Source organism: Nonomuraea salmonea (genome assembly GCF_042428605.1).
GTDB lineage: Bacteria > Actinomycetota > Actinomycetes > Streptosporangiales > Streptosporangiaceae > Nonomuraea > Nonomuraea salmonea.
Map to the genome: position 1 here is coordinate 256,050 of NZ_JBHMCF010000038.1, position 17,340 is coordinate 273,389.

Annotated in this window: 17 protein-coding genes; 8 read left to right on the forward strand and 9 right to left on the reverse strand. The window is 70.2% G+C overall.

Translation table 11 applies throughout. The features are described 5' to 3' along the window. Positions 1–8 precede the first annotated feature (8 nt). From ACFFR3_RS33525 to ACFFR3_RS33540, 4 genes are all read right to left on the reverse strand, one after another. Positions 9–2,114 carry a (Fe-S)-binding protein gene (locus ACFFR3_RS33525; protein ID WP_364367572.1) on the reverse strand — a complete coding sequence of 702 codons (2,106 nt, stop codon included), beginning with the start codon at positions 2,112–2,114 and terminating at the stop codon, positions 9–11. Positions 2,115–2,251: 137 nt separating this feature from the next. Then, positions 2,252–2,836, reverse strand: a complete 585-nt coding sequence (locus ACFFR3_RS33530) for a TetR/AcrR family transcriptional regulator (RefSeq protein ID WP_364367575.1) — start codon at positions 2,834–2,836, stop codon at positions 2,252–2,254. 28 nt (positions 2,837–2,864) lie between these two features. Next, the gene (locus ACFFR3_RS33535) at positions 2,865–3,713 is read right to left on the reverse strand and encodes a class I SAM-dependent methyltransferase (RefSeq protein WP_364367578.1); all 849 of its coding nucleotides are present in this window, start codon (positions 3,711–3,713) and stop codon (positions 2,865–2,867) included. Then, a complete protein-coding gene (locus ACFFR3_RS33540) occupies positions 3,710–4,519 on the reverse strand; it encodes a sugar phosphate isomerase/epimerase family protein (protein ID WP_364367581.1) in 810 nt (269 codons plus the stop codon). Before ACFFR3_RS33540 ends, ACFFR3_RS33535 begins: the two co-directional genes overlap by 4 nt. Before the next feature lie 91 nt (positions 4,520–4,610). Here ACFFR3_RS33540 and ACFFR3_RS33545 point away from each other — a divergent pair, with 91 nt between their 5' ends. The 6 genes from ACFFR3_RS33545 to ACFFR3_RS33570 all read left to right on the forward strand — a co-directional run bounded on the left by ACFFR3_RS33545 (position 4,611) and on the right by ACFFR3_RS33570 (position 9,286). Beyond that, positions 4,611–5,309: a class I SAM-dependent methyltransferase gene (locus ACFFR3_RS33545; protein WP_345392311.1), complete on the forward strand. Its 699-nt coding sequence runs from the start codon at positions 4,611–4,613 to the stop codon at positions 5,307–5,309. A gap of 42 nt (positions 5,310–5,351) precedes the next feature. Beyond that, positions 5,352–5,720, forward strand: a complete 369-nt coding sequence (locus ACFFR3_RS33550; protein ID WP_355412580.1) for a MerR family transcriptional regulator — start codon at positions 5,352–5,354, stop codon at positions 5,718–5,720. Then, complete coding sequence (gene trxA, locus ACFFR3_RS33555) at positions 5,717–6,028, forward strand: thioredoxin (RefSeq protein ID WP_345392317.1); 312 nt, start codon at positions 5,717–5,719, stop codon at positions 6,026–6,028. Before ACFFR3_RS33550 ends, trxA begins: the two co-directional genes overlap by 4 nt. 45 nt (positions 6,029–6,073) lie before the next feature. Continuing rightward, on the forward strand, positions 6,074–7,477 hold the full coding sequence (gene radA, locus ACFFR3_RS33560) for a DNA repair protein RadA (protein ID WP_364367588.1): 1,404 nt from the start codon (positions 6,074–6,076) through the stop codon (positions 7,475–7,477). Between the two features lie 40 nt (positions 7,478–7,517). Further along, positions 7,518–8,594: a DNA integrity scanning diadenylate cyclase DisA gene (gene disA, locus ACFFR3_RS33565; protein WP_345392320.1), complete on the forward strand. Its 1,077-nt coding sequence runs from the start codon at positions 7,518–7,520 to the stop codon at positions 8,592–8,594. A gap of 131 nt (positions 8,595–8,725) precedes the next feature. Continuing rightward, positions 8,726–9,286, forward strand: a complete 561-nt coding sequence (locus ACFFR3_RS33570; RefSeq protein WP_364367591.1) for a dihydrofolate reductase family protein — start codon at positions 8,726–8,728, stop codon at positions 9,284–9,286. Positions 9,287–9,293: 7 nt separating this feature from the next. Here the strand turns inward: ACFFR3_RS33570 and ACFFR3_RS33575 are convergent, their stop codons facing one another. After that, complete coding sequence (locus tag ACFFR3_RS33575; protein ID WP_379484443.1) at positions 9,294–9,980, reverse strand: hypothetical protein; 687 nt, start codon at positions 9,978–9,980, stop codon at positions 9,294–9,296. A gap of 78 nt (positions 9,981–10,058) precedes the next feature. Between ACFFR3_RS33575 and ACFFR3_RS33580 the strand changes: the two genes are divergently transcribed. Continuing rightward, the gene (locus ACFFR3_RS33580) at positions 10,059–10,934 is read left to right on the forward strand and encodes an iron-sulfur binding domain-containing protein (RefSeq protein WP_364367597.1); all 876 of its coding nucleotides are present in this window, start codon (positions 10,059–10,061) and stop codon (positions 10,932–10,934) included. A gap of 171 nt (positions 10,935–11,105) precedes the next feature. Here ACFFR3_RS33580 and ACFFR3_RS33585 read toward each other — a convergent pair whose 3' ends face one another. Continuing rightward, positions 11,106–11,522, reverse strand: a complete 417-nt coding sequence (locus tag ACFFR3_RS33585; protein WP_379484444.1) for a cupin domain-containing protein — start codon at positions 11,520–11,522, stop codon at positions 11,106–11,108. Between the two features lie 14 nt (positions 11,523–11,536). Next, entirely contained in the window at positions 11,537–11,914 is a 378-nt protein-coding gene (locus ACFFR3_RS33590) for a cupin domain-containing protein (RefSeq protein WP_345392332.1), read from the reverse strand. A 63-nt stretch (positions 11,915–11,977) separates the two neighbouring features. Between ACFFR3_RS33590 and ACFFR3_RS33595 the strand changes: the two genes are divergently transcribed. Next, on the forward strand, positions 11,978–12,442 hold the full coding sequence (locus ACFFR3_RS33595) for a MarR family winged helix-turn-helix transcriptional regulator (RefSeq protein WP_379484445.1): 465 nt from the start codon (positions 11,978–11,980) through the stop codon (positions 12,440–12,442). A gap of 49 nt (positions 12,443–12,491) precedes the next feature. Here ACFFR3_RS33595 and ACFFR3_RS33600 read toward each other — a convergent pair whose 3' ends face one another. Then, positions 12,492–13,430, reverse strand: coding sequence for a TIM barrel protein (locus tag ACFFR3_RS33600; RefSeq protein WP_364367609.1), 939 nt, complete (start codon positions 13,428–13,430; stop codon positions 12,492–12,494). 809 nt (positions 13,431–14,239) lie between these two features. Further along, positions 14,240–16,741 (reverse strand): ATP-dependent Clp protease ATP-binding subunit, encoded by a 2,502-nt coding sequence (locus ACFFR3_RS33605; RefSeq protein ID WP_345392338.1) that lies wholly within the window; start codon positions 16,739–16,741, stop codon positions 14,240–14,242. Positions 16,742–17,340 lie beyond the last annotated feature (599 nt).

A 17,340-nucleotide genomic window follows, 5' to 3' on the forward strand; every position in this document is an offset into this window, starting at 1 on the left:
TGTTACGGTCAGGACGCGCTCTTGACGGACTTGATCAGGAGCTGGGCGACGTCCACGACCTCCAGCGATTCCTTGGCCTCGCCGTTGTTCTTCTTCTCGTTGATCGCGTCACCGAGCATCACCATGCAGAACGGGCACGCGGTCGAGACCGTGTCGGGATTCGTGGTCAGCGCCTCGTCCACGCGCTCGGTGTTGATGCGCTTGCCGATGCGCTCCTCCATCCACATGCGCGCGCCGCCGGCGCCGCAGCAGAAGCCCCGGTCCTTGTGACGGTGCATCTCCTGGGTCTGCACGCCGGGCACCTTCGCCATGATGTCGCGCGGCTGGGAGTAGACCTTGTTGTGGCGGCCGAGGAAGCACGGGTCGTGGTAGGTGATCTTCTCCTCGATCGGGGTGATCGGGGTCAGCAGGCCCTCGTCGACCAGCTTGGCCAGCAGCTGGGTGTGGTGCACGACCTCGTACGTGCCGCCGAGCTGCGGATATTCGTTGGCCAGCGTGTTGAAGCAGTGGGGGCAGGTGGCCACGATCTTCTTGACGCCCGCCTCGTTGAGCGTCTCGATGTTCTGCTGGGCGAGCGCGTTGAACACATATTCCATGCCCAGCCGCCGCGCCGGGTCGCCGGAGCACGCCTCCATCGGGCCGAGCACCGCGAACTTGACGCCCGCGATGTGCAGCAGCTCCGCCACGGCCTTGGTGGTCTTCTTCGCCCGGTCCTCCAGCGCGCCCGCGCAGCCCACCCAGAACAGGTATTCGGCGTCCTCGGGCATCTTGTCCTCGACGACCTCGACCTCGAAGTCGAGCTCGCCGATCCAGTCGGCCCGCTTCATCTCGGACATGCCCCACGGGTTGCCCTTGTTCTCCAGGTTCTTCACCATCACCCCCGCCTCGGACGGGAACGACGACTCCACCATCACCTGGTAGCGGCGCATGTCGAGGATGTGGTCGATGTGCTCGATGTCCACCGGGCACTGCTCGACGCAGGCGCCGCAGTTGGTGCACGACCACAGCACGTCGGGGTGGATGACGCCCTCTTCGCCGACCAGCGGCTTCTCCAGCAGCGCGAGCACGTCGGTGTCCTTGTGCTCGACGCCGTTCTGGGCGGCCATCAGGTAGGGGGCCACCGCGAAGGCGTGGTCGCGCTGGTCGAGGATGAGCATCTTCGGCGACAGCGGCTTGTCGGTGTTCCACGCCGGGCACTGCGACTGGCAGCGACCGCACTCGGTGCAGGAGTAGAAGTCGAGGAAGCCCTTCCACGTGGTGTCGGCGATCTTGCCGCGGCCGAGCCGCTCGGGGTCGAGGTCCTCGTCCTCGAAGTCGACCGGCTTGCCGTCGATGCGCAGCTCGGGCGCGCCGCCCAGCCCGTCGGGGCGGCGGGAGAACAGCACGTTGAGCGGGGCGGTGAAGATGTGCAGGTGCTTGGAGTTGACCACGATGACCAGGAACACCAGCATGAAGCCGATGTGCAGGAGCAGCGCGATCTCCTCCAGCAGCGCGCTCTGCGGCAGCACGTCACCGAGCGCGAGCGAGACGAACGCGCCGGAGGAGTAGGGCAGGTTGCCGTTGGCCGCGGCGGCGCCCCTGGCCAGGAAGAGGGTCCAGATGATGTTGAAGATCATGAACAGGACCAGCCAGGCGCCGCCCAGGTGCGAGCCGGAGAAGCGCGAGCCGCGGCCGAGCTGCTTCGGCGAGTTGCGCACGCGGATGATCGCGAAGGCGACCAGGCCGAGCACGCAGGCCACCGCGATGAAGTCCTGGAGGAAGCCCAGCACCGCCCAGGTGCCGATGAGCGGGATGTGGAAGTCAGGAGTGCCGGTGATCGCGCCCTGGATGATCGCGCCGTACGCCTCGATGTAGACGGTCAGCAGGATGAAGAACGCCCACATGACGAAGAAGTGCGCGACGCCCGACGGCGTCCACTTCAGCAGCTTCTTCTGCCCGAACACCTCGACGAGCTGGGCCTTGATCTCGTCGCCCACGTGGGTCCTGGCGTACTCGGTGCGTTCGGGCGCCGGTGGGCCCACGGTCGCGAGCTTGTACAGGAACAGCACCCTCCGGCCGGCGACGGCCACCGCCGCGACGGTCATGACGAGCCCGATGACGGCTACCCAGAGCACGGGTCCTCCCACAGACGACGTTGGCTGTCAGCGTACGGTCACCCGCTGCGCAGGCATGTGCCACAATCCTACCCACGAGTAACTTTACTGGCTCACGCGACATACCCTAAGGTCATCGCCCATTCTAGAACAATGCTCTACCCGCAGAAGTAGCGCTGAACCGTCGGCCCCAGCAGCTCGACCAGCTCATCGTGGCTCGCACTCGCCAGGGGCTCCAGCTTGAGCACGTAACGAGCGAGGATCACGCCGAACATCTGCGCGAAGGCCGCCTCCACCCGCAGATGCGGCACCCCCAGCCGGTCGGCCACCTGGTAGAGCAGCGCGTTCGAGATGAACTCGCGGAACATCGTGGCCGACTGCTCGTGGGTCATCGCCGAGCGCAGCAGCGCCACCATCGGCTCGCGCGTCTCCGGCTCGGACGTCACCCGCAGCAGCATGCGCACCAGCCGCGTCCCGATCTCCTCGCGCGGCCCCTCCAGCAGGAGCGGGATCACCTCCTCCGGCGTGACCGGCAGCCGTAGGGCCGCCACGAACATGCCCTCCTTCGTGGCGAAATAGTGGTGCACGAGCGCGGGATCGACGCCGGCCTCCCGCGCGATGCCGCGTACGGTCGCCTTGTCGAACCCCTTCTCCGCGAACACCTTCCGCGCCGCCGCCAGGATCTCCCCGCGCGTGTCGGCCGAGCCCGGCCTGCGCCCCGGCCGCCGCCGCTGATTGGTCATCGCGGCACCCCGCCCGGCCGGCAGCGCCTCACCGGCCCACCGCCAGATAGACCCGCATCGGCACCGACAGCACGCCCTCGGGGAACGCCGCCCGCAGCTCCGCCCGCCGCCGGCCCACCACCTCGTCGGCCCGCTCCGGCGACAGCGCCGCCATGTACGAGTGGGAGCGCAGGTCGAGCAGGAAGTGCTCGATGCCGACCAGCCGCGTCCACGGGATCCAGCGCTCCCCCACCACCTCGAACGCCGACGCGATCGGCGGCACCGACCACTCCTCGACCGCCGGGCCGTAGTAGGTGGGCACCTCCTCGGCCAGCCTGGTCTCGTAGGCGGCCAGCCAGTCGGCCTGGGCGGCGTGGTTGAAGTTCCAGCAGCCGACGATCGCGCCGCCGGGGCGCAGCACCCGCCGCGCCTCGGCGATGGAGACCGCGGGGTCGAGCCAGTGCCACGACTGCGCGTACGTCACCAGGTCGGCCACGCCGTCGGTCAGCGGCAGCGCGTTCCCGTCACCCAGCACCGCCGCGAGCGGCACCCTCGCCCCACCGCTCACGCCGGCCTGCGCCTCGGGCTTCCGCCCGCCGTCCGCCCCGGGCGCCGGGCGGGCCTCCGGCCCGGCTTCGGCCGCCGCCTTGGCGACCAGGTGGCCCAGCATCGGCTCGCCGGGATCGACCGCGATCACCCGCGAGCCGCGCGCCCGCAGCGCCCGCGTCATGATGCCGGTGCCGGCCCCCACGTCGACCGTGGTGGCGCCGTCGAGCTCGACGCCCGACACCTCCGTCATCGCGCGGTAGACCTCGTCGGGATAGCCGGGCCGCCCCTCGTCGTAGGCGTCGGCCACCCGGTCGAACGTCCGTGCCAGATCCTTGAGCGGCCCGCTCATGTTGACGCCGCCAGGTGCAGCCGGGCGAAGGCCAGGCCCTCCGCCAGGTCGTCGATGCGCTCGGTGCGGCTGGCGGCCTTCCTGGTGTTGATCTCGAGGACCACCAGCCCGGAGTAGCCGTTGCCGGCCAGCCGCTCCAGCATCGGCGCGCACGGCTGGTTGCCCCTGCCCGGCACGAGGTGCTCGTCCTTGTTGGTCACGCCGAGCCCGTCGGCGAGGTGCAGGTGCGCGAGCCGGTCGCCGAGCTTGGTCGCCATCTCCATGGCGTCGGAGCCGGACACGGCGGTGTGCGACAGGTCGAGCGTGACCTGGGGGAAGTCGTAGTCGATGGGATTCCAGTCAGGCGAGTAAGGCACCACGTCGTTGCCCCTGGCACGCAGCGGGAACATGTTCTCCACCGCGAACGTGATGTCGGTCTCGTCGCGCATCCTGGCCAGCCCGTTCTCGAAGTCGCGCGCGTAGTCGCGCTGCCAGCGGAACGGCGGGTGGACCACGACCGTCGACGCGCCGAGCCGTTCGGCCGCCTTCTGTGCCTTGACCAGCTTGGCCCAGGGGTCGCGCCCCCACACCCGCTGCGTGACCAGCAGGCAGGGCGCGTGGATGGCCAGGACGGGGATCTCGTAGTGATCGGACAGGCGCTCGATCACGTCGATGTCCTGGCTCACGGGATCGGCCCCGACCATGATCTCCACGCCGTCATAGCCCAGGCGGGCGGCGAGCTCGAACGCGTCGGGAGTGCGTTCCGGATATACCGAAGCAGTGGACAATGCGATCTTCGCATTGGGCACGCGGATGACATCAGCCACGTAGCCAGCCTAAGCCGGAGAAGCCGATCTGGCGCGTCAGGCCCTTCTGCCCCGTCCGGTGGAGTGCAAGAAAGGCCCTAGCGTGGGACGCATGCCACGGATCGCGAAGGGCGCAATCCCCAGCCCCAACATCTGGAACACGCCCCAGATCTACGAGCTGGAGAACCGCGCGGCCGACCCCGACGGCGCCGCCGACGCCGCGATGCGCGCACTGCGTCCCTGGGCCGGCGCCACCGTGCTCGACATCGGCTGCGGCACCGGCTACCACCTGCCGATCCTGGCCGCGGAAGCGGCGCGGGTGATCGGCGTCGAGCCGCACGGCGACCTCGCCGCGCTTGCCCGCCGCCGCTGCTCAGGGCTGCCCAACGTGACCGTGCACGCCGCAGCGGCCCAGGACCTGCCGCTGCCCGACGCCGGGGTGGACGTCGCCATGGCGCGGTGGGCGTACTTCTTCGGGCCGGGGTGCGAGCCGGGGCTGCGCGAGCTGTCGCGGGTGGTCCGCAGGGGCGGCGCCGCGTTCGTGGTGGACCTCGACGCGACGCGGGGGCCGTTCGGGCGGTGGTTCTCCCGTACGGTGCCGACCTACTCCGCCCGCGAGGTCGAGGCGTTCTGGGACCGTCACGGCTGGCAGCGCAGGCCGCTCGACCTCAGGATGGTCTTCCAGCGCAGGGCCGACCTGGAGGCGGTGCTGCGCATCGAGTTCGCCCCCGAGGTGGCCGAGCAGGCCATCGCCGAGACGCCCGGCCTTGAGCTGGCCTACCCCAACGTGCTGCGCTGGCGCTTCTTCTGAGCGCTTGACATTGACGCCGATGTCAACGTTTAGCCTGGCCGCATGCGCATCGGTGAGCTGGCGGAACGCACCGGAGTGAGCACCCGCTCCCTCCGCTACTACGAGAAGAACGGCCTGCTCCACGCCCGGCGGGCGTCCAACGGCTACCGGACCTACACCGAGGACGACGTCAGGCTCGTCTCCGAGATCCGCGCGCTGCTCCAGATCGGCTTCACGCTGGAGGAGACGCGGCCGTTCGTCGACTGCCTGCGCCGTGGCCACAGCTCAGGGGGCTCGTGCGCCGAGTCGGTCGAGGTCTACGAGCGCAAGCTCAGCGAGATCGACCAGGAGATCCGGGTGCTGCTCGCCCGGCGCGCCGAGGTGGCCGCCCAGCTCGCCCAGTCCTGCCCAGGTTGCTTCGTGAGGGGATGAAGATGATCAAGCTGACCACCGAGAACTACGAGGAGCAGGTGCTCAGGAACGACAAGCCGGTGCTGGTCGAGTTCTGGGCCGAGTGGTGCGGTCCGTGCCGGATGGTGGGTCCCGTACTCGAGCAGATCGAGGCCGAGCACGGGCTGACGATCGGCAAGCTCAACACCGACGAGAACCCCGAGATCATGGTCCGCTATGGCGTGCTGGCCGTGCCGACGATGCTGCTGTTCGAGGGCGGCGAGCCGGTCAAGCAGATCGTGGGCGCCAAGCCGAAGCGCCTGCTGGAGGCCGAGCTCGGCCTGTCCTGATCCGTACGGGCGGGATTGTCGCCCCCGGGCGCTAGCCTGCTCCTCATGGCCAAGACAGCCCAGAAGCCCGGATACCGCTGTGCCGAGTGCGGCTGGCGCACCCCCAAGTGGGTGGGCAGGTGCGGCGAGTGCCAGGCGTGGGGCACGGTCGACGAAGAGGGCGCCCGCGGCGCCACCGTCGTTCAGGCCGGCGCCACCAGCGCTCCCGCCCTGCCGATCGGCCAGGTCAAGGCCGAGGTGGCGGCGGCGCGCACCACCGGCGTGGGCGAGCTCGACCGGGTGCTCGGCGGCGGCCTGGTGCCCGGCGCGGTCGTGCTGCTGGCGGGCGAGCCCGGCATCGGCAAGTCCACGCTGCTGCTCGAAGCCGCCGCCCGCATCGCCGAGCGCACCACCGTCCTCTATGTCACGGGCGAGGAGTCCGCCGCCCAGGTGCGGCTGCGCGCCGACCGCATCGGCGCGATCCAGGACCAGCTCTATCTCGCCGCGGAGACCGAGCTGGCGGCCCTGGTCACCCACGTCGACAAGGTGCAGCCGCAGCTGCTCGTGGTCGACTCCGTCCAGACGATCGGCACCACCCAGACCACGGGCGTGCCGGGCGGCGTCACGCAGGTGCGCGAGGTGGCCGCCAACCTCGTGCGGCTGGCCAAAGAGCGCAACATGGCCACGCTCATCGTCGGCCACGTCACCAAAGAGGGCTCCATCGCCGGCCCCCGCACCCTTGAGCACCTGGTCGACGTGGTGCTCAGCTTCGAGGGCGACCGCCACTCCCGGCTGCGCATGGTCCGCGCGATCAAAAACCGGTTCGGCCCCACCGACGAGGTCGGCTGCTTCGACCTGCACGAGCGCGGCATCGAGGGCATCACCGACCCGAGCGGGCTGTTCGTCTCCCGGCGCAGCGAGCCGGTGCCCGGCACCTGCGTCACCGTCACCGTCGAGGGCACCCGCCCGCTGCCCGCCGAGGTGCAGGCGCTGGTCGCGCGCACCGACGCCCAGCAGCCCCGCCGCACGTCCTCCGGCCTCGACACCTACCGCGTGCAGATGATCCTCGCCGTGCTGGAGCGGCGGCTCAACGCCAGGCTCGGCGGCTGCGACGTCTTCACCGCCACGGTCGGCGGCATCCGGCTGGCCGATCCGGCCGTCGATCTGTCCGTCATGCTGGCCGTCGCGAGCGCGGCAGGCGACAAGCCGCTGCCCGCCGGTCTGGTGGCGCTCGGCGAGGTCGGTCTCGCGGGCGAGCTGCGTCCGGTCAAAGACGTCCGCAGGCGGCTCACCGAGGCCGCCAGGCTGGGCTTCAAGCGGGCCCTCGTGCCCGCCGGATCGCTCGAAGAGGGCGGCCGCAGGCGCGGCGGCCAGCGCGCGCTGGTGCCGGTCGGGCCGGTCGCGTTCGCTCCCGGGTTCGAGGTGGTGCAGGCGGAGAACGTCTGGGACGCACTCACACACGTCACCTGAGCGCGGCTAAGCTGAGGTGACCGATCGACACGGGGGTCAGGTGGATAGGAGTCTTGACGACCGCCGTCGCGAAGCGCTGGCCGCTGTTGCGCCGGGCACACCTCTGCGCGACGGCCTCGAACGCATCCTGCGCGGGCAGACCGGCGGGCTGATCGTGCTCGGCTACAACCGTGTCGTCGAAGAGCTGTGCAGCGGCGGTTTCGAGCTCGACGTCGACTTCTCGGCCACCCGGCTGCGCGAGCTGGCGAAGATGGACGGCGCCATCGTGGTGAGCGACGACGACAAGATCGTCCGGGCCGCGGTCCACCTCGTCCCCGACCCCTCGATCCCCACCGACGAGTCGGGCACCCGCCACCGCACCGCGCAGCGCGTCGCCCGGCAGACCGGCCTGCCGATCATCGCGATCAGCAAGTCGATGCGGATCATCGCCCTTTACCTCGACGGCATCCGCTACGTCCTCGAAGAGTCGGCGGCCATCCTGTCCAAGGCCAACCAGGCGCTGGCCACCCTTGAGCGCTACAAACACCGCCTCGACGAGGTCTCCGGCACCCTGTCGGCGCTGGAGATCGAAGACCTGGTGACCGTGCGCGACGTCGCCGCCGTGGCGCAGCGCCTGGAGATGGTCAGGCGCATCTCCGACGAGATCAAGGGCTACGTCGTCGAGCTCGGCACGGACGGCCGCCTGCTCTCGCTCCAGCTCGACGAGCTGGTGGCCGGCGTCGACTCCGAGCGCGAGCTGGTCATCCGCGACTACCTCCCGGCCCCGGCCGGCCGCCGCCAGCGCCGCCTGCTGGAGGCCGTGCACGACCTCGACCACCTGTCGGCCGGCGAGCTGCTCGACCTGTCGGCGGTGGCGCGCGTGCTCGGCCACAGCGGCGCCGACCAGCTCGAAAGCCCGGTCAGCCCGCGCGGCTTCCGCCTGCTCGCCAAGGTGCCCAGGCTGCCCGCCACGGTCGTCGACCGGCTGGTCAACCACTTCGGCAGCCTGCAGAAGCTGCTCGCGGCCAGCATCGACGACCTCCAGGCGGTGGGCGGGGTCGGCGAGTCCCGCGCCCGCAGCGTCCGCGAGGGCCTCTCCCGCCTCGCCGAGTCCTCCATCCTCGAACGCTACGTCTGACCCCGTCGCCCCCGCGTTTCCGCAGGCCGGAACGCCTCCCTCCGGCCGGAACATTTTTCCCGCCGCATGTCGAGAACAGCCGATCCGCTCCGACCCCTTCACGACAGCGACCACTGAAGGGACCGGACACCATGCGCAAGCTCATCTTCTGGGTGCACACCTCCATCGACGGCCACATCGACGGCCCCGCCGGCGAGTTCGACTGGCCCATGATGGGCGAGGAGCTTTCGGCCTACTCCGAGGCGCTCTGCGAGCGCAGCGACACCTTCCTGTACGGCCGGGGCGTCTGGGAGGGCATGGTCGCCTTCTGGCCGAACGCCGAGAAGATGTCCGACCACCCCCACGTCCTCAAGTTCGCCCCCCTGTGGCGCAGCACCCCGAAGATCGTCGCCTCGACCACCATCGAGCACGACGACTGGGCCACCGAAGTGATCGGCACCGACCTGGCGGAACGCATCACCGACCTCAAGCGGCAGCCAGGCGCCGACCTGCTGCTGACAGGCGGCTCGGGCCTGGCCGGAGAGCTGACGCGGCTGGGGCTCATCGACGAGTACCACATCGCCGTGCACCCGGTGGTGCTGGGCGGCGGCCGGCCGCTGTTCCCGCGCGGCGGCGACCGGCTGGGGCTGCGGTTCGCGGAGTCGCGGGTCTGCGACGAGGGCGTGGTGGTGACGCGCTACGACCGCGCGTGAGCCAGGGTCAGCGCAGGTGGAAGACGCCCTTCGGGCTGCGGAGCTTGCCCATCCGCACCATGGCCACGTACGTGCCGGGCAGCGCGGACGGCGGGGTGGCGCGGCAGTCGGAGCTGGAGCGCCGCCGGTCCCACTCCAGCGAGCGCACGTACGGCACGCCGCGCTGCAGTTGCTTGACGTCGGTGCCCTCGCCGCTCACGCAGTCGGCCGTGGACCAGATGCGGTCGGAGCCCGAGGTGATGCGGACCTCCATGGCCCGTGGCCCCACGTCGGCCGTGCACATCACCGGACCCGTGTTGACCAGCGTCACCAGGAACGACGGCCGCGCGCCGCCCGCGTAGATCGGCTCCTTGCCGCCGCCCTGCAGGTGGAGGACGAGGTCCTCGTCCGCGCACGGCTCACCCGGTCGCTTGGGCCGGGCGGACGGCGACGGCTTGGGGCTGGCCGTCGGCGTGGGCGACGGGCTCGCGGTGCCCATGGCCAGCGTACGCAGGCCCGAGAGCAGCGGATCGACGGCTGGCGTGGCACTGACGCTCGGTGACGACTGGGCACGGGACTCCCGCTCCGGCCCGCTGCCGCCACTGGAGCACGCCCAGGCCACCACGGCCACCACGACGAGCACTGCCACCAGTACGCTCATCCGGCGCCGCCAGTAGATGTCACCGCCGTCGCCACGCACAGTATCCGGGTCCATACGCCAAGGATGGTGAGAGAGCGACCACGTAGGGTGACGACACGCCGACGGCCTTAATCTACGAATACGCTTGACCGCGTGGTTGAGCCGAACCTCCTGCACACCCCCGTTCTGGACTGGTACGAGGACAACGCCCGGGACCTCCCCTGGCGCGCCCCCGACGCGACACCGTGGGGGGTGCTGGTCAGCGAGATCATGCTGCAGCAGACCCCGGTCGTCCGTGTCCTGCCCATCTGGCACGAGTGGATGGACCGCTGGCCCACTCCCAAGGCGCTGGCCGCCGAGCAGCCGGGCGAGGCCGTACGCCACTGGGGCCGGCTCGGCTACCCGCGCCGCGCGCTGCGCCTGCACGCCTGCGCCCGCGCCATCACCGACGAGCACGGCGGCGAGGTGCCCTCCGACCACGAGACGCTGCTGTCGCTGCCCGGCATCGGCGAGTACACCGCGGCCGCCGTCGCCAGCTTCGCCTACGGCGGGCGGCACGCGGTGCTGGACACCAACGTGCGGCGGGTGTTCGCGCGGGCGATCCGCGGCGAGGAATATCCGCCCACCGCCACCTCGGCCGCCGAACGCCGGCTCGCCGAGAGCCTGCTGCCCGAGCTGGGCGCGCCCCGGTGGGGGGTGGCCGTCATGGAGCTGGGCGCCCTGGTGTGCACGGCCCGCTCCCCCCGCTGCGCCGACTGCCCGATCACGGGGCTGTGTGCCTGGCGCCTGAACGGCAAGCCGCCGCACGCCGGCCCCGCCCGCAAGGGCCAGACGTACGCCGGCACCGACCGCCAGTGCCGCGGCCGCCTCCTGGCCGTCCTCCGCGCCGCCCACGGCCCGGTCCCCAAGTCGGCTCTGGACGCGGTCTGGGACGACGCCGCCCAGCGCGAACGCGCCCTGGACGGTCTCATCACCGACGGCCTGGCCGAAGCATTGGACGACGGCACCTACCGCCTCCCCCACGCCTGAGCCCACCGGCCAGCCCGACCGCCCCGGCACGACCGCCCCGGCACGACCGCCCCGGCACGACCGCCCCGGCACGACCGCCCTGGCACGGCCGCACCGCACAGCGGGTCGACCCCGGTCTTCCACCGACCGCCCGCAGGGGTCACCGCTCCCAGCGGGCTGACCGCACCGGGCTCACCGGACCCACGGGGGCACGAGGCGCTCTGTGTCCTTGGGGGCGAGGTCGCAGGCGTCGGGTTCCGACTTTCCGTCCGGGTTGTAGACCTTGGCCCCGGCCGGTGCGGTCACGATCGAGACGAAGCCGCGCTCGGCGTCGGCGACCATCTGCCGGCTGACGTCCGGGGGCAGCACCATCGTGTCCCCGGCGCCCACCTCGTGCCGCTCGCCGCCCAGCGTCACCACCGCGGCCCCGTCGAGCCACGTCCACACCAGCTCGGCGTCGAACGCGTGCACCGGCCCCACCATGCCCGGCCGCGCCTCCACCCGCCAGACCGCCGCCCCCGCCTGCCCCTGCGTCGGCGAGGCGAGCGTGGTCATCACCCCGTTGGGCGTCTCGACCCGCCGCGCCTCTGACGCCGTGACCACACCCATCGCCATCCCCTCTCTCACGCGATCCACGGCGGAACGCCGTAATCGGCACCATCGGGGGCCAGCGCCCGAGCCCCGGCAGGAGCCGTGACGACGGCGCTGTAGCCGGCGTCGGGGTCGGCGAGCACCCGCCGCACGGTACGGGCCGGCATGACGACCGTGTCCCCGGCGGCGACCGCGTACGTCAGCCCGCCCAGCTCGACGGTCGCCGCCCCGGCGACCCAGCTCCACACCTGCTCAGCATCGAAGTCGTGCACCGGCCCCACGGCACCGGGCCGCGCGTCGACCCGCCACATCGACCGGGCCGCCCCGCCCTGCGCTGGCGAGGCGAACGTCGTCATGACCCCGCCAGGAGTCTCCGACCGGCGCGCCTGCGCGCCTCTTATGACAGCCACCAGGCTTCACCCCTAAGATTTAGGCAACCACGTTGTCGAATATAGTTAACCAGGTTGTCTATAATGTCAAGCCCAGGCTTCGAACTGCCCCTGCGCCTGCTGCTCGCGTTCCGCATGTTCATCGACGAGCTGCACGCCGAGCTGGCCCGCCAGGGCCACCCCACCCTGCGCCCGATGCACGGCTTCGTCATGCAGGCCATCGGCCCTGACGGCACCACCGCCGTCGAGCTCGGCCGCGCACTCGGCGTCTCCAAACAGGCGGCCGGCAAGACCATCGACACCCTGGAGAGCGCCGGCTACGTCGAACGCACCGCCGACCCCCAGGACAGCCGCCGCAAGCTCGTCCGCCTCACCCCGTACGGCATCGACGCCCTCAGCCGCTCGGCCCGCATCTTCGACACCCTGCGCGCCCGCTGGGCCGCCGAGCTCGGCGAGGACCGCCTCAGCGCCCTCGAAGCCGACCTGCGCACCATGACCCCCGCCAACCCCTGGCGCCTGGACACCCCCGGCTGGTTCGGCAACCTCTGAGAACGCCGGAGGGCCCGGCCGACAAGCGACCGGGCCCTCCGAAGACGAATCAGGCGGCCAGCTGCAACCCCAGGCTGGTCAGGTTCGTCCGCGCCCAGGCCAGCTCCTCGGCCAGCAGCGACACCAGCGCGCCAGGCCCCTTGGCCCGGCCGGGCACGGTCAGGTTGTGGGTCTCGACCTCGATGTGCGCGCTCCCGCTCACGGCCCCCGACAGCAGGGCGGTCAGCGTGTCGTGCAGCACGGCCCCGGTGCTGGGCGTCTCGCCGGTGTGGTTGTGCACGTGCCCCAGCTTCACCACGGGCGCGCCCGCCGCGGCGAGCCCCTTGAGCGCCGCGCCCGGCTCCTCGGCCCCGCAGGCCAGGTGGCAGGCGTCGAGGCACACGCCCAGGTGCTCGGAGTCGATGCCGCCCACCCGCTCCAGCGCCTGCTCGGTCGTCTCCAGCACACACCCCGGCCACGGCTCGAACCCGACCCTGATCGTCTTTCCGGTCGTGCTGTAGATGCCGCGCAGCTCGCGGGCCAGCCGCTCGAGCCGGCGGGTGGCGATGGAGTGCAGGTCGGCGGGCCAGTCGCGGCGCCAGCCGATGGGGATGGTGGAGATGCTGCCGAACCGGACGTCCTCCGGCAGCAGGAAGGCGAGGATCTTGGCCAGCGCCATCGTGTAGCGGTAGCGCTCGGGCTTGGCCCAGTCGGGGCCAGGAACGTCCTGGTTGCGGCCGCCGGTGCCGTTGAGGCTGACGACCTCCAGGCCGCGCTCCTCAAGGGAGCGGCGCAGGCGTACGAGCTCGATCCGGTCGGCGGTGAGGTGGTCGGCGACGCTCGGAGACAGCCACAGCCCGATCCCCATCCGCTCCACGCCCAGCCGCTTGCGCACCGGGACCGCGTATCGGGTGAGGTGCGCGATGAGGTTCTCCAGGTCCTCAGCGGGGTGGACGCCTGCGTTGTAGGCGAGGTGAACGAGCGTTCCGTCATCGTGACGCAGGCGCATCGGTTTCCTCCACGGCTTGCTGATGTTGTCCCGTCGCCCGCCTCGGACGTGCGACCAAGTGAGCATGCCTGCCTGCGGCTGCCGCGCGCGTCCGCCCTGAGTTGATGGTCCGCTACTCCTCTGGGAGCAGCCCTCAGTTTGAGATCGCGCTCTTGTGACTCACTTGGATGAGACTTGGCTATGCTCTACGCAGTGTAGTACTACTCGCGGTGGTGGCATAGCCGGCCGTCCAACGATTAGGCAACGACCTCTCTTTCCGGCAGCAACCGGAGTGCGGGCCGCCTGTACCCGCCTCGTACGGCCCCAGAACCGCCCACCCGCCCCGAACACCCGACAAACGCCACCATCCCCCCAAAAGCCCCCTCAGAGCCTTCGGAGCCCACCCTCCAGACCCACCGCGAGCATCCGGCGGCGCTCTGGCAGGGGAGAGCCGCGGGGGGCCGAGGACGCCGTCCTGGTCATCTTGCGCCGGCGAAGGCAAGAACGGCGCCGCGCTCAGAACCTGCCCGTACCTGTCCGAGCACGCCCTCGGCGGCCACCCGTACGTGACGTTCAGCAAGCGGAAGATCCCCGTACGCGTCTACGGGCCTTCCGCCGACCCCGCAGACACGCGAAACCCCGCCAACGCGAGACACGCGAACGCCCCGCCGACTCCAGACACCTGGCGGAGGCCTCCGCCGACCCGAGGGAGACGAAAGGCCCCCACCGACCCCAGACACCCGGCGGAGGCCTCTGCCGACGCCAGACACGCGAAAGCCCCCGTGTGAGTGGCTCACACGGGGGCTTTCGACCGAGCCCTTACAGGGGCGTCAGTTCTGGATCGGCGCGGCGATCGCGGCGGCCGAGTCCGGGATCTTCGAGGAGGTCTCCCCCTTGAAGATGAACTTGGCGTCGTCGCCTTCGCCCTCCACCGTCACCTTCACGACCTGCCCCGGCCGGAGCTCGCCGTAGAGGATCTTCTCCGACAGGGAGTCCTCCAGCTCGCGCTGGATGGTCCGGCGCAGCGGCCGGGCGCCCATGACCGGGTCGTAGCCGCGGTCGGCGAGCAGCTGCTTGGCCTCGGGCGAGACCTCGAGCCCCATGTCGCGGTCCTTCAGGCGGGCGTCGACCTGGGCGAGCATCAGATCCACGATCTTGATGATCTCGTTCGGCGTCAGCTGGTGGAAGACCACGATGTCGTCGACACGGTTGAGGAACTCGGGCCGGAAGTGCTGCTTGAGCTCCTCCTGGACCTTCGCCTTCATCCGCTCGTAGTTGGACTCGGTGTCGTTGGACTTCGCGAACCCGACCCCGATGCCCTTGGAGATGTCGCGGGTGCCGAGGTTGGTGGTCATGATGATGACCGTGTTCTTGAAGTCGACCACCCGGCCCTGGGCGTCGGTCAGTCGACCGTCTTCCAGGATCTGCAGCAGCGAGTTGAAGATGTCGGGGTGGGCCTTCTCGATCTCGTCGAACAGGACCACGGAGAACGGCTTGCGCCGCACCTTCTCGGTGAGCTGACCGCCCTCTTCGTAGCCGACGTAGCCGGGAGGCGAGCCGAAGAGCCTGGAGACGGTGTGCTTCTCCATGAACTCCGACATGTCCAGGCTGATCAGCGCGTCCTCGTCGCCGAAGAGGAACTCCGCCAGCGCCTTGGACAGCTCGGTCTTACCGACGCCGGACGGGCCGGCGAAGATGAACGAGCCGCCGGGACGGCGGGGGTCCTTCAGACCGGCGCGGGTGCGCCGGATGGAGCGCGACAGGCCCTTGATGGCGTCGTCCTGGCCGATGATCCGCTTGTGGAGCTCGTCCTCCATGCGGAGCAGGCGCTGCGACTCCTCCTCAGTCAGCTTGAAGACCGGGATGCCGGTGGCGGTCGCCAGGACCTCGGCGATGAGCTCCTGAGTGACCTCGGCCACGACGTCCATGTCGCCGGCCTTCCACTCCTTCTCCCGCCGCTCGCGCTTGAGCTGCAGCTGCTTCTCCTGGTCGCGGAGCGCAGCGGCCTTCTCGAAGTCCTGCGCGTCGATCGCGGACTCCTTGTCGCGGCGGACGTTGGCGATCTTCTCGTCGTATTCGCGCAGGTCCGGCGGCGCGGTCATGCGGCGGATGCGCATGCGGGAGCCGGCCTCGTCGATGAGGTCGATCGCCTTGTCGGGAAGGTAGCGGTCGCTGATGTAGCGGTCGGCCAGCTGCGCGGCGGCCACGAGCGCGTCATCGGTGATGGACACGCGGTGGTGGGCCTCGTAGCGGTCGCGCAGACCCTTGAGGATCTCGATCGTGTGGCTGAGCGAGGGCTCGGCCACCTGGATCGGCTGGAAGCGCCGCTCGAGCGCCGCGTCCTTCTCCAGGTATTTGCGGTATTCATCGAGCGTCGTCGCGCCGATCGTCTGCAGCTCGCCGCGGGCCAGCATCGGCTTGAGGATGCTGGCGGCGTCGATCGCGCCCTCGGCGGCGCCCGCACCCACGAGCGTGTGCAGCTCGTCGATGAACAGGATGATGTCGCCGCGCGTGCGGATCTCCTTGAGCACCTTCTTCAGGCGCTCTTCGAAGTCGCCGCGGTAACGGGAGCCGGCGACCAGGGCGCCGAGGTCAAGCGTGTAGAGCTGCTTGTCCTTCAGCGTCTCGGGCACCTCGCCCCTGACGATCTTCTGCGACAGGCCCTCGACGACGGCGGTCTTGCCGACGCCGGGCTCGCCGATGAGAACGGGGTTGTTCTTGGTCCTCCTGGAGAGGACCTGCATGACCCGCTCGATCTCCTTCTCACGGCCGATGACCGGATCCAGCTTGCCCTCGCGGGCGGCCTGGGTCAGGTTGCGGCCGAACTGGTCGAGCACCAAGGACGTGGACGGGGCCGACTCCTGGGGGCCGCCCGCCGCGGCCGGCTCCTTGCCCTGGTAACCGTGGAGCAGCTGGATCACCTGCTGCCTGACACGGTTGAGATCAGCTCCAAGCTTGACCAGCACCTGGGCCGCCACACCCTCACCCTCACGGATGAGCCCGAGCAGGATGTGCTCGGTGCCGATGTAGTTGTGACCCAGCTGCAAAGCCTCACGGAGCGACAGCTCGAGGACCTTCTTGGCCCGCGGGGTGAACGGAATGTGCCCCGACGGAGCCGACTGGCCCTGGCCGATGATCTCCTCGACCTGCTGGCGCACACCCTCAAGGCTGATGCCGAGGCTCTCCAGAGCCTTGGCGGCCACGCCTTCACCTTCATGGATCAAACCAAGAAGAATGTGCTCAGTGCCGATGTAGTTGTGGTTGAGCATCCTGGCCTCTTCTTGGGCCAAGACGACAACACGCCTCGCTCGGTCGGTGAACCTCTCGAACATCTCGTCGCTCCTCACAGAGCGGTCAGTCAGGCCGGTAAATCCGGTCCCGTCCTCCCGCATGCTAGCCCTGGCTCGGCGAACCGTGCCCTCTGCCGCTGACACGCTCTATAGCAGACACGTTCCCCGAGAGCAGGGCGTTCACCCTCCATCCAACTACTGTTCGGGGGTGACATGTTCCCGATACGCCGCAAGCGAACGATGTTTAAGCCGCCCCGGCGGGGCGACTGCGAATTGCCACTCGCGGCGCACGCGGATCCCTCACGGATCTGGCCATCTGACGCCTGGCACGAAGGCGGCGTTGGGGACGCCGCTTCGCCCGCGCGTCGCTGATGCCGCGTATCTGTTCTGACGTCATCGTATGTGGTGATGCGAGGCTTGGCCAAGCGAGCGCACTACGCCCTGAGCACAACTCGCCACCCTGCGCGCACCGCGCTTCTGCGCGCGCCCGTACAGACGGTAATCGGTAATGCGGCATCCGGTCAGCCCGGTTACCGGACGCGTCCCGCATGATGAGACGCCGTCACCGGTTGATGCGTCGCATTCCTCGTGATCCTTGCACGAGCAGGTGCACGGCAATCGGAATGCCGGCCGGTCGCGAG

Bases quoted from the DNA above. Each gene is read 5' to 3' on its own strand.
- ACFFR3_RS33575 (WP_379484443.1), bottom strand. From the start codon at position 9,980: ATGGACCCGGATACTGTGCGTGGCGACGGCGGTGACATCTACTGGCGG.
- ACFFR3_RS33585 (WP_379484444.1), bottom strand. From the start codon at position 11,522: ATGGGTGTGGTCACGGCGTCAGAGGCGCGGCGGGTCGAGACGCCCAAC.
- ACFFR3_RS33530 (WP_364367575.1), bottom strand. From the start codon at position 2,836: ATGACCAATCAGCGGCGGCGGCCGGGGCGCAGGCCGGGCTCGGCCGAC.
- ACFFR3_RS33535 (WP_364367578.1), bottom strand. From the start codon at position 3,713: ATGAGCGGGCCGCTCAAGGATCTGGCACGGACGTTCGACCGGGTGGCC.
- radA (WP_364367588.1), top strand. From the start codon at position 6,074: ATGGCCAAGACAGCCCAGAAGCCCGGATACCGCTGTGCCGAGTGCGGC.
- ACFFR3_RS33545 (WP_345392311.1), top strand. From the start codon at position 4,611: ATGCCACGGATCGCGAAGGGCGCAATCCCCAGCCCCAACATCTGGAAC.
- ACFFR3_RS33600 (WP_364367609.1), bottom strand. From the start codon at position 13,430: ATGCGCCTGCGTCACGATGACGGAACGCTCGTTCACCTCGCCTACAAC.
- trxA (WP_345392317.1), top strand. From the start codon at position 5,717: ATGAAGATGATCAAGCTGACCACCGAGAACTACGAGGAGCAGGTGCTC.
- ACFFR3_RS33550 (WP_355412580.1), top strand. From the start codon at position 5,352: ATGCGCATCGGTGAGCTGGCGGAACGCACCGGAGTGAGCACCCGCTCC.
- ACFFR3_RS33570 (WP_364367591.1), top strand. From the start codon at position 8,726: ATGCGCAAGCTCATCTTCTGGGTGCACACCTCCATCGACGGCCACATC.
- ACFFR3_RS33595 (WP_379484445.1), top strand. From the start codon at position 11,978: ATGTCAAGCCCAGGCTTCGAACTGCCCCTGCGCCTGCTGCTCGCGTTC.
- ACFFR3_RS33605 (WP_345392338.1), bottom strand. From the start codon at position 16,741: ATGTTCGAGAGGTTCACCGACCGAGCGAGGCGTGTTGTCGTCTTGGCC.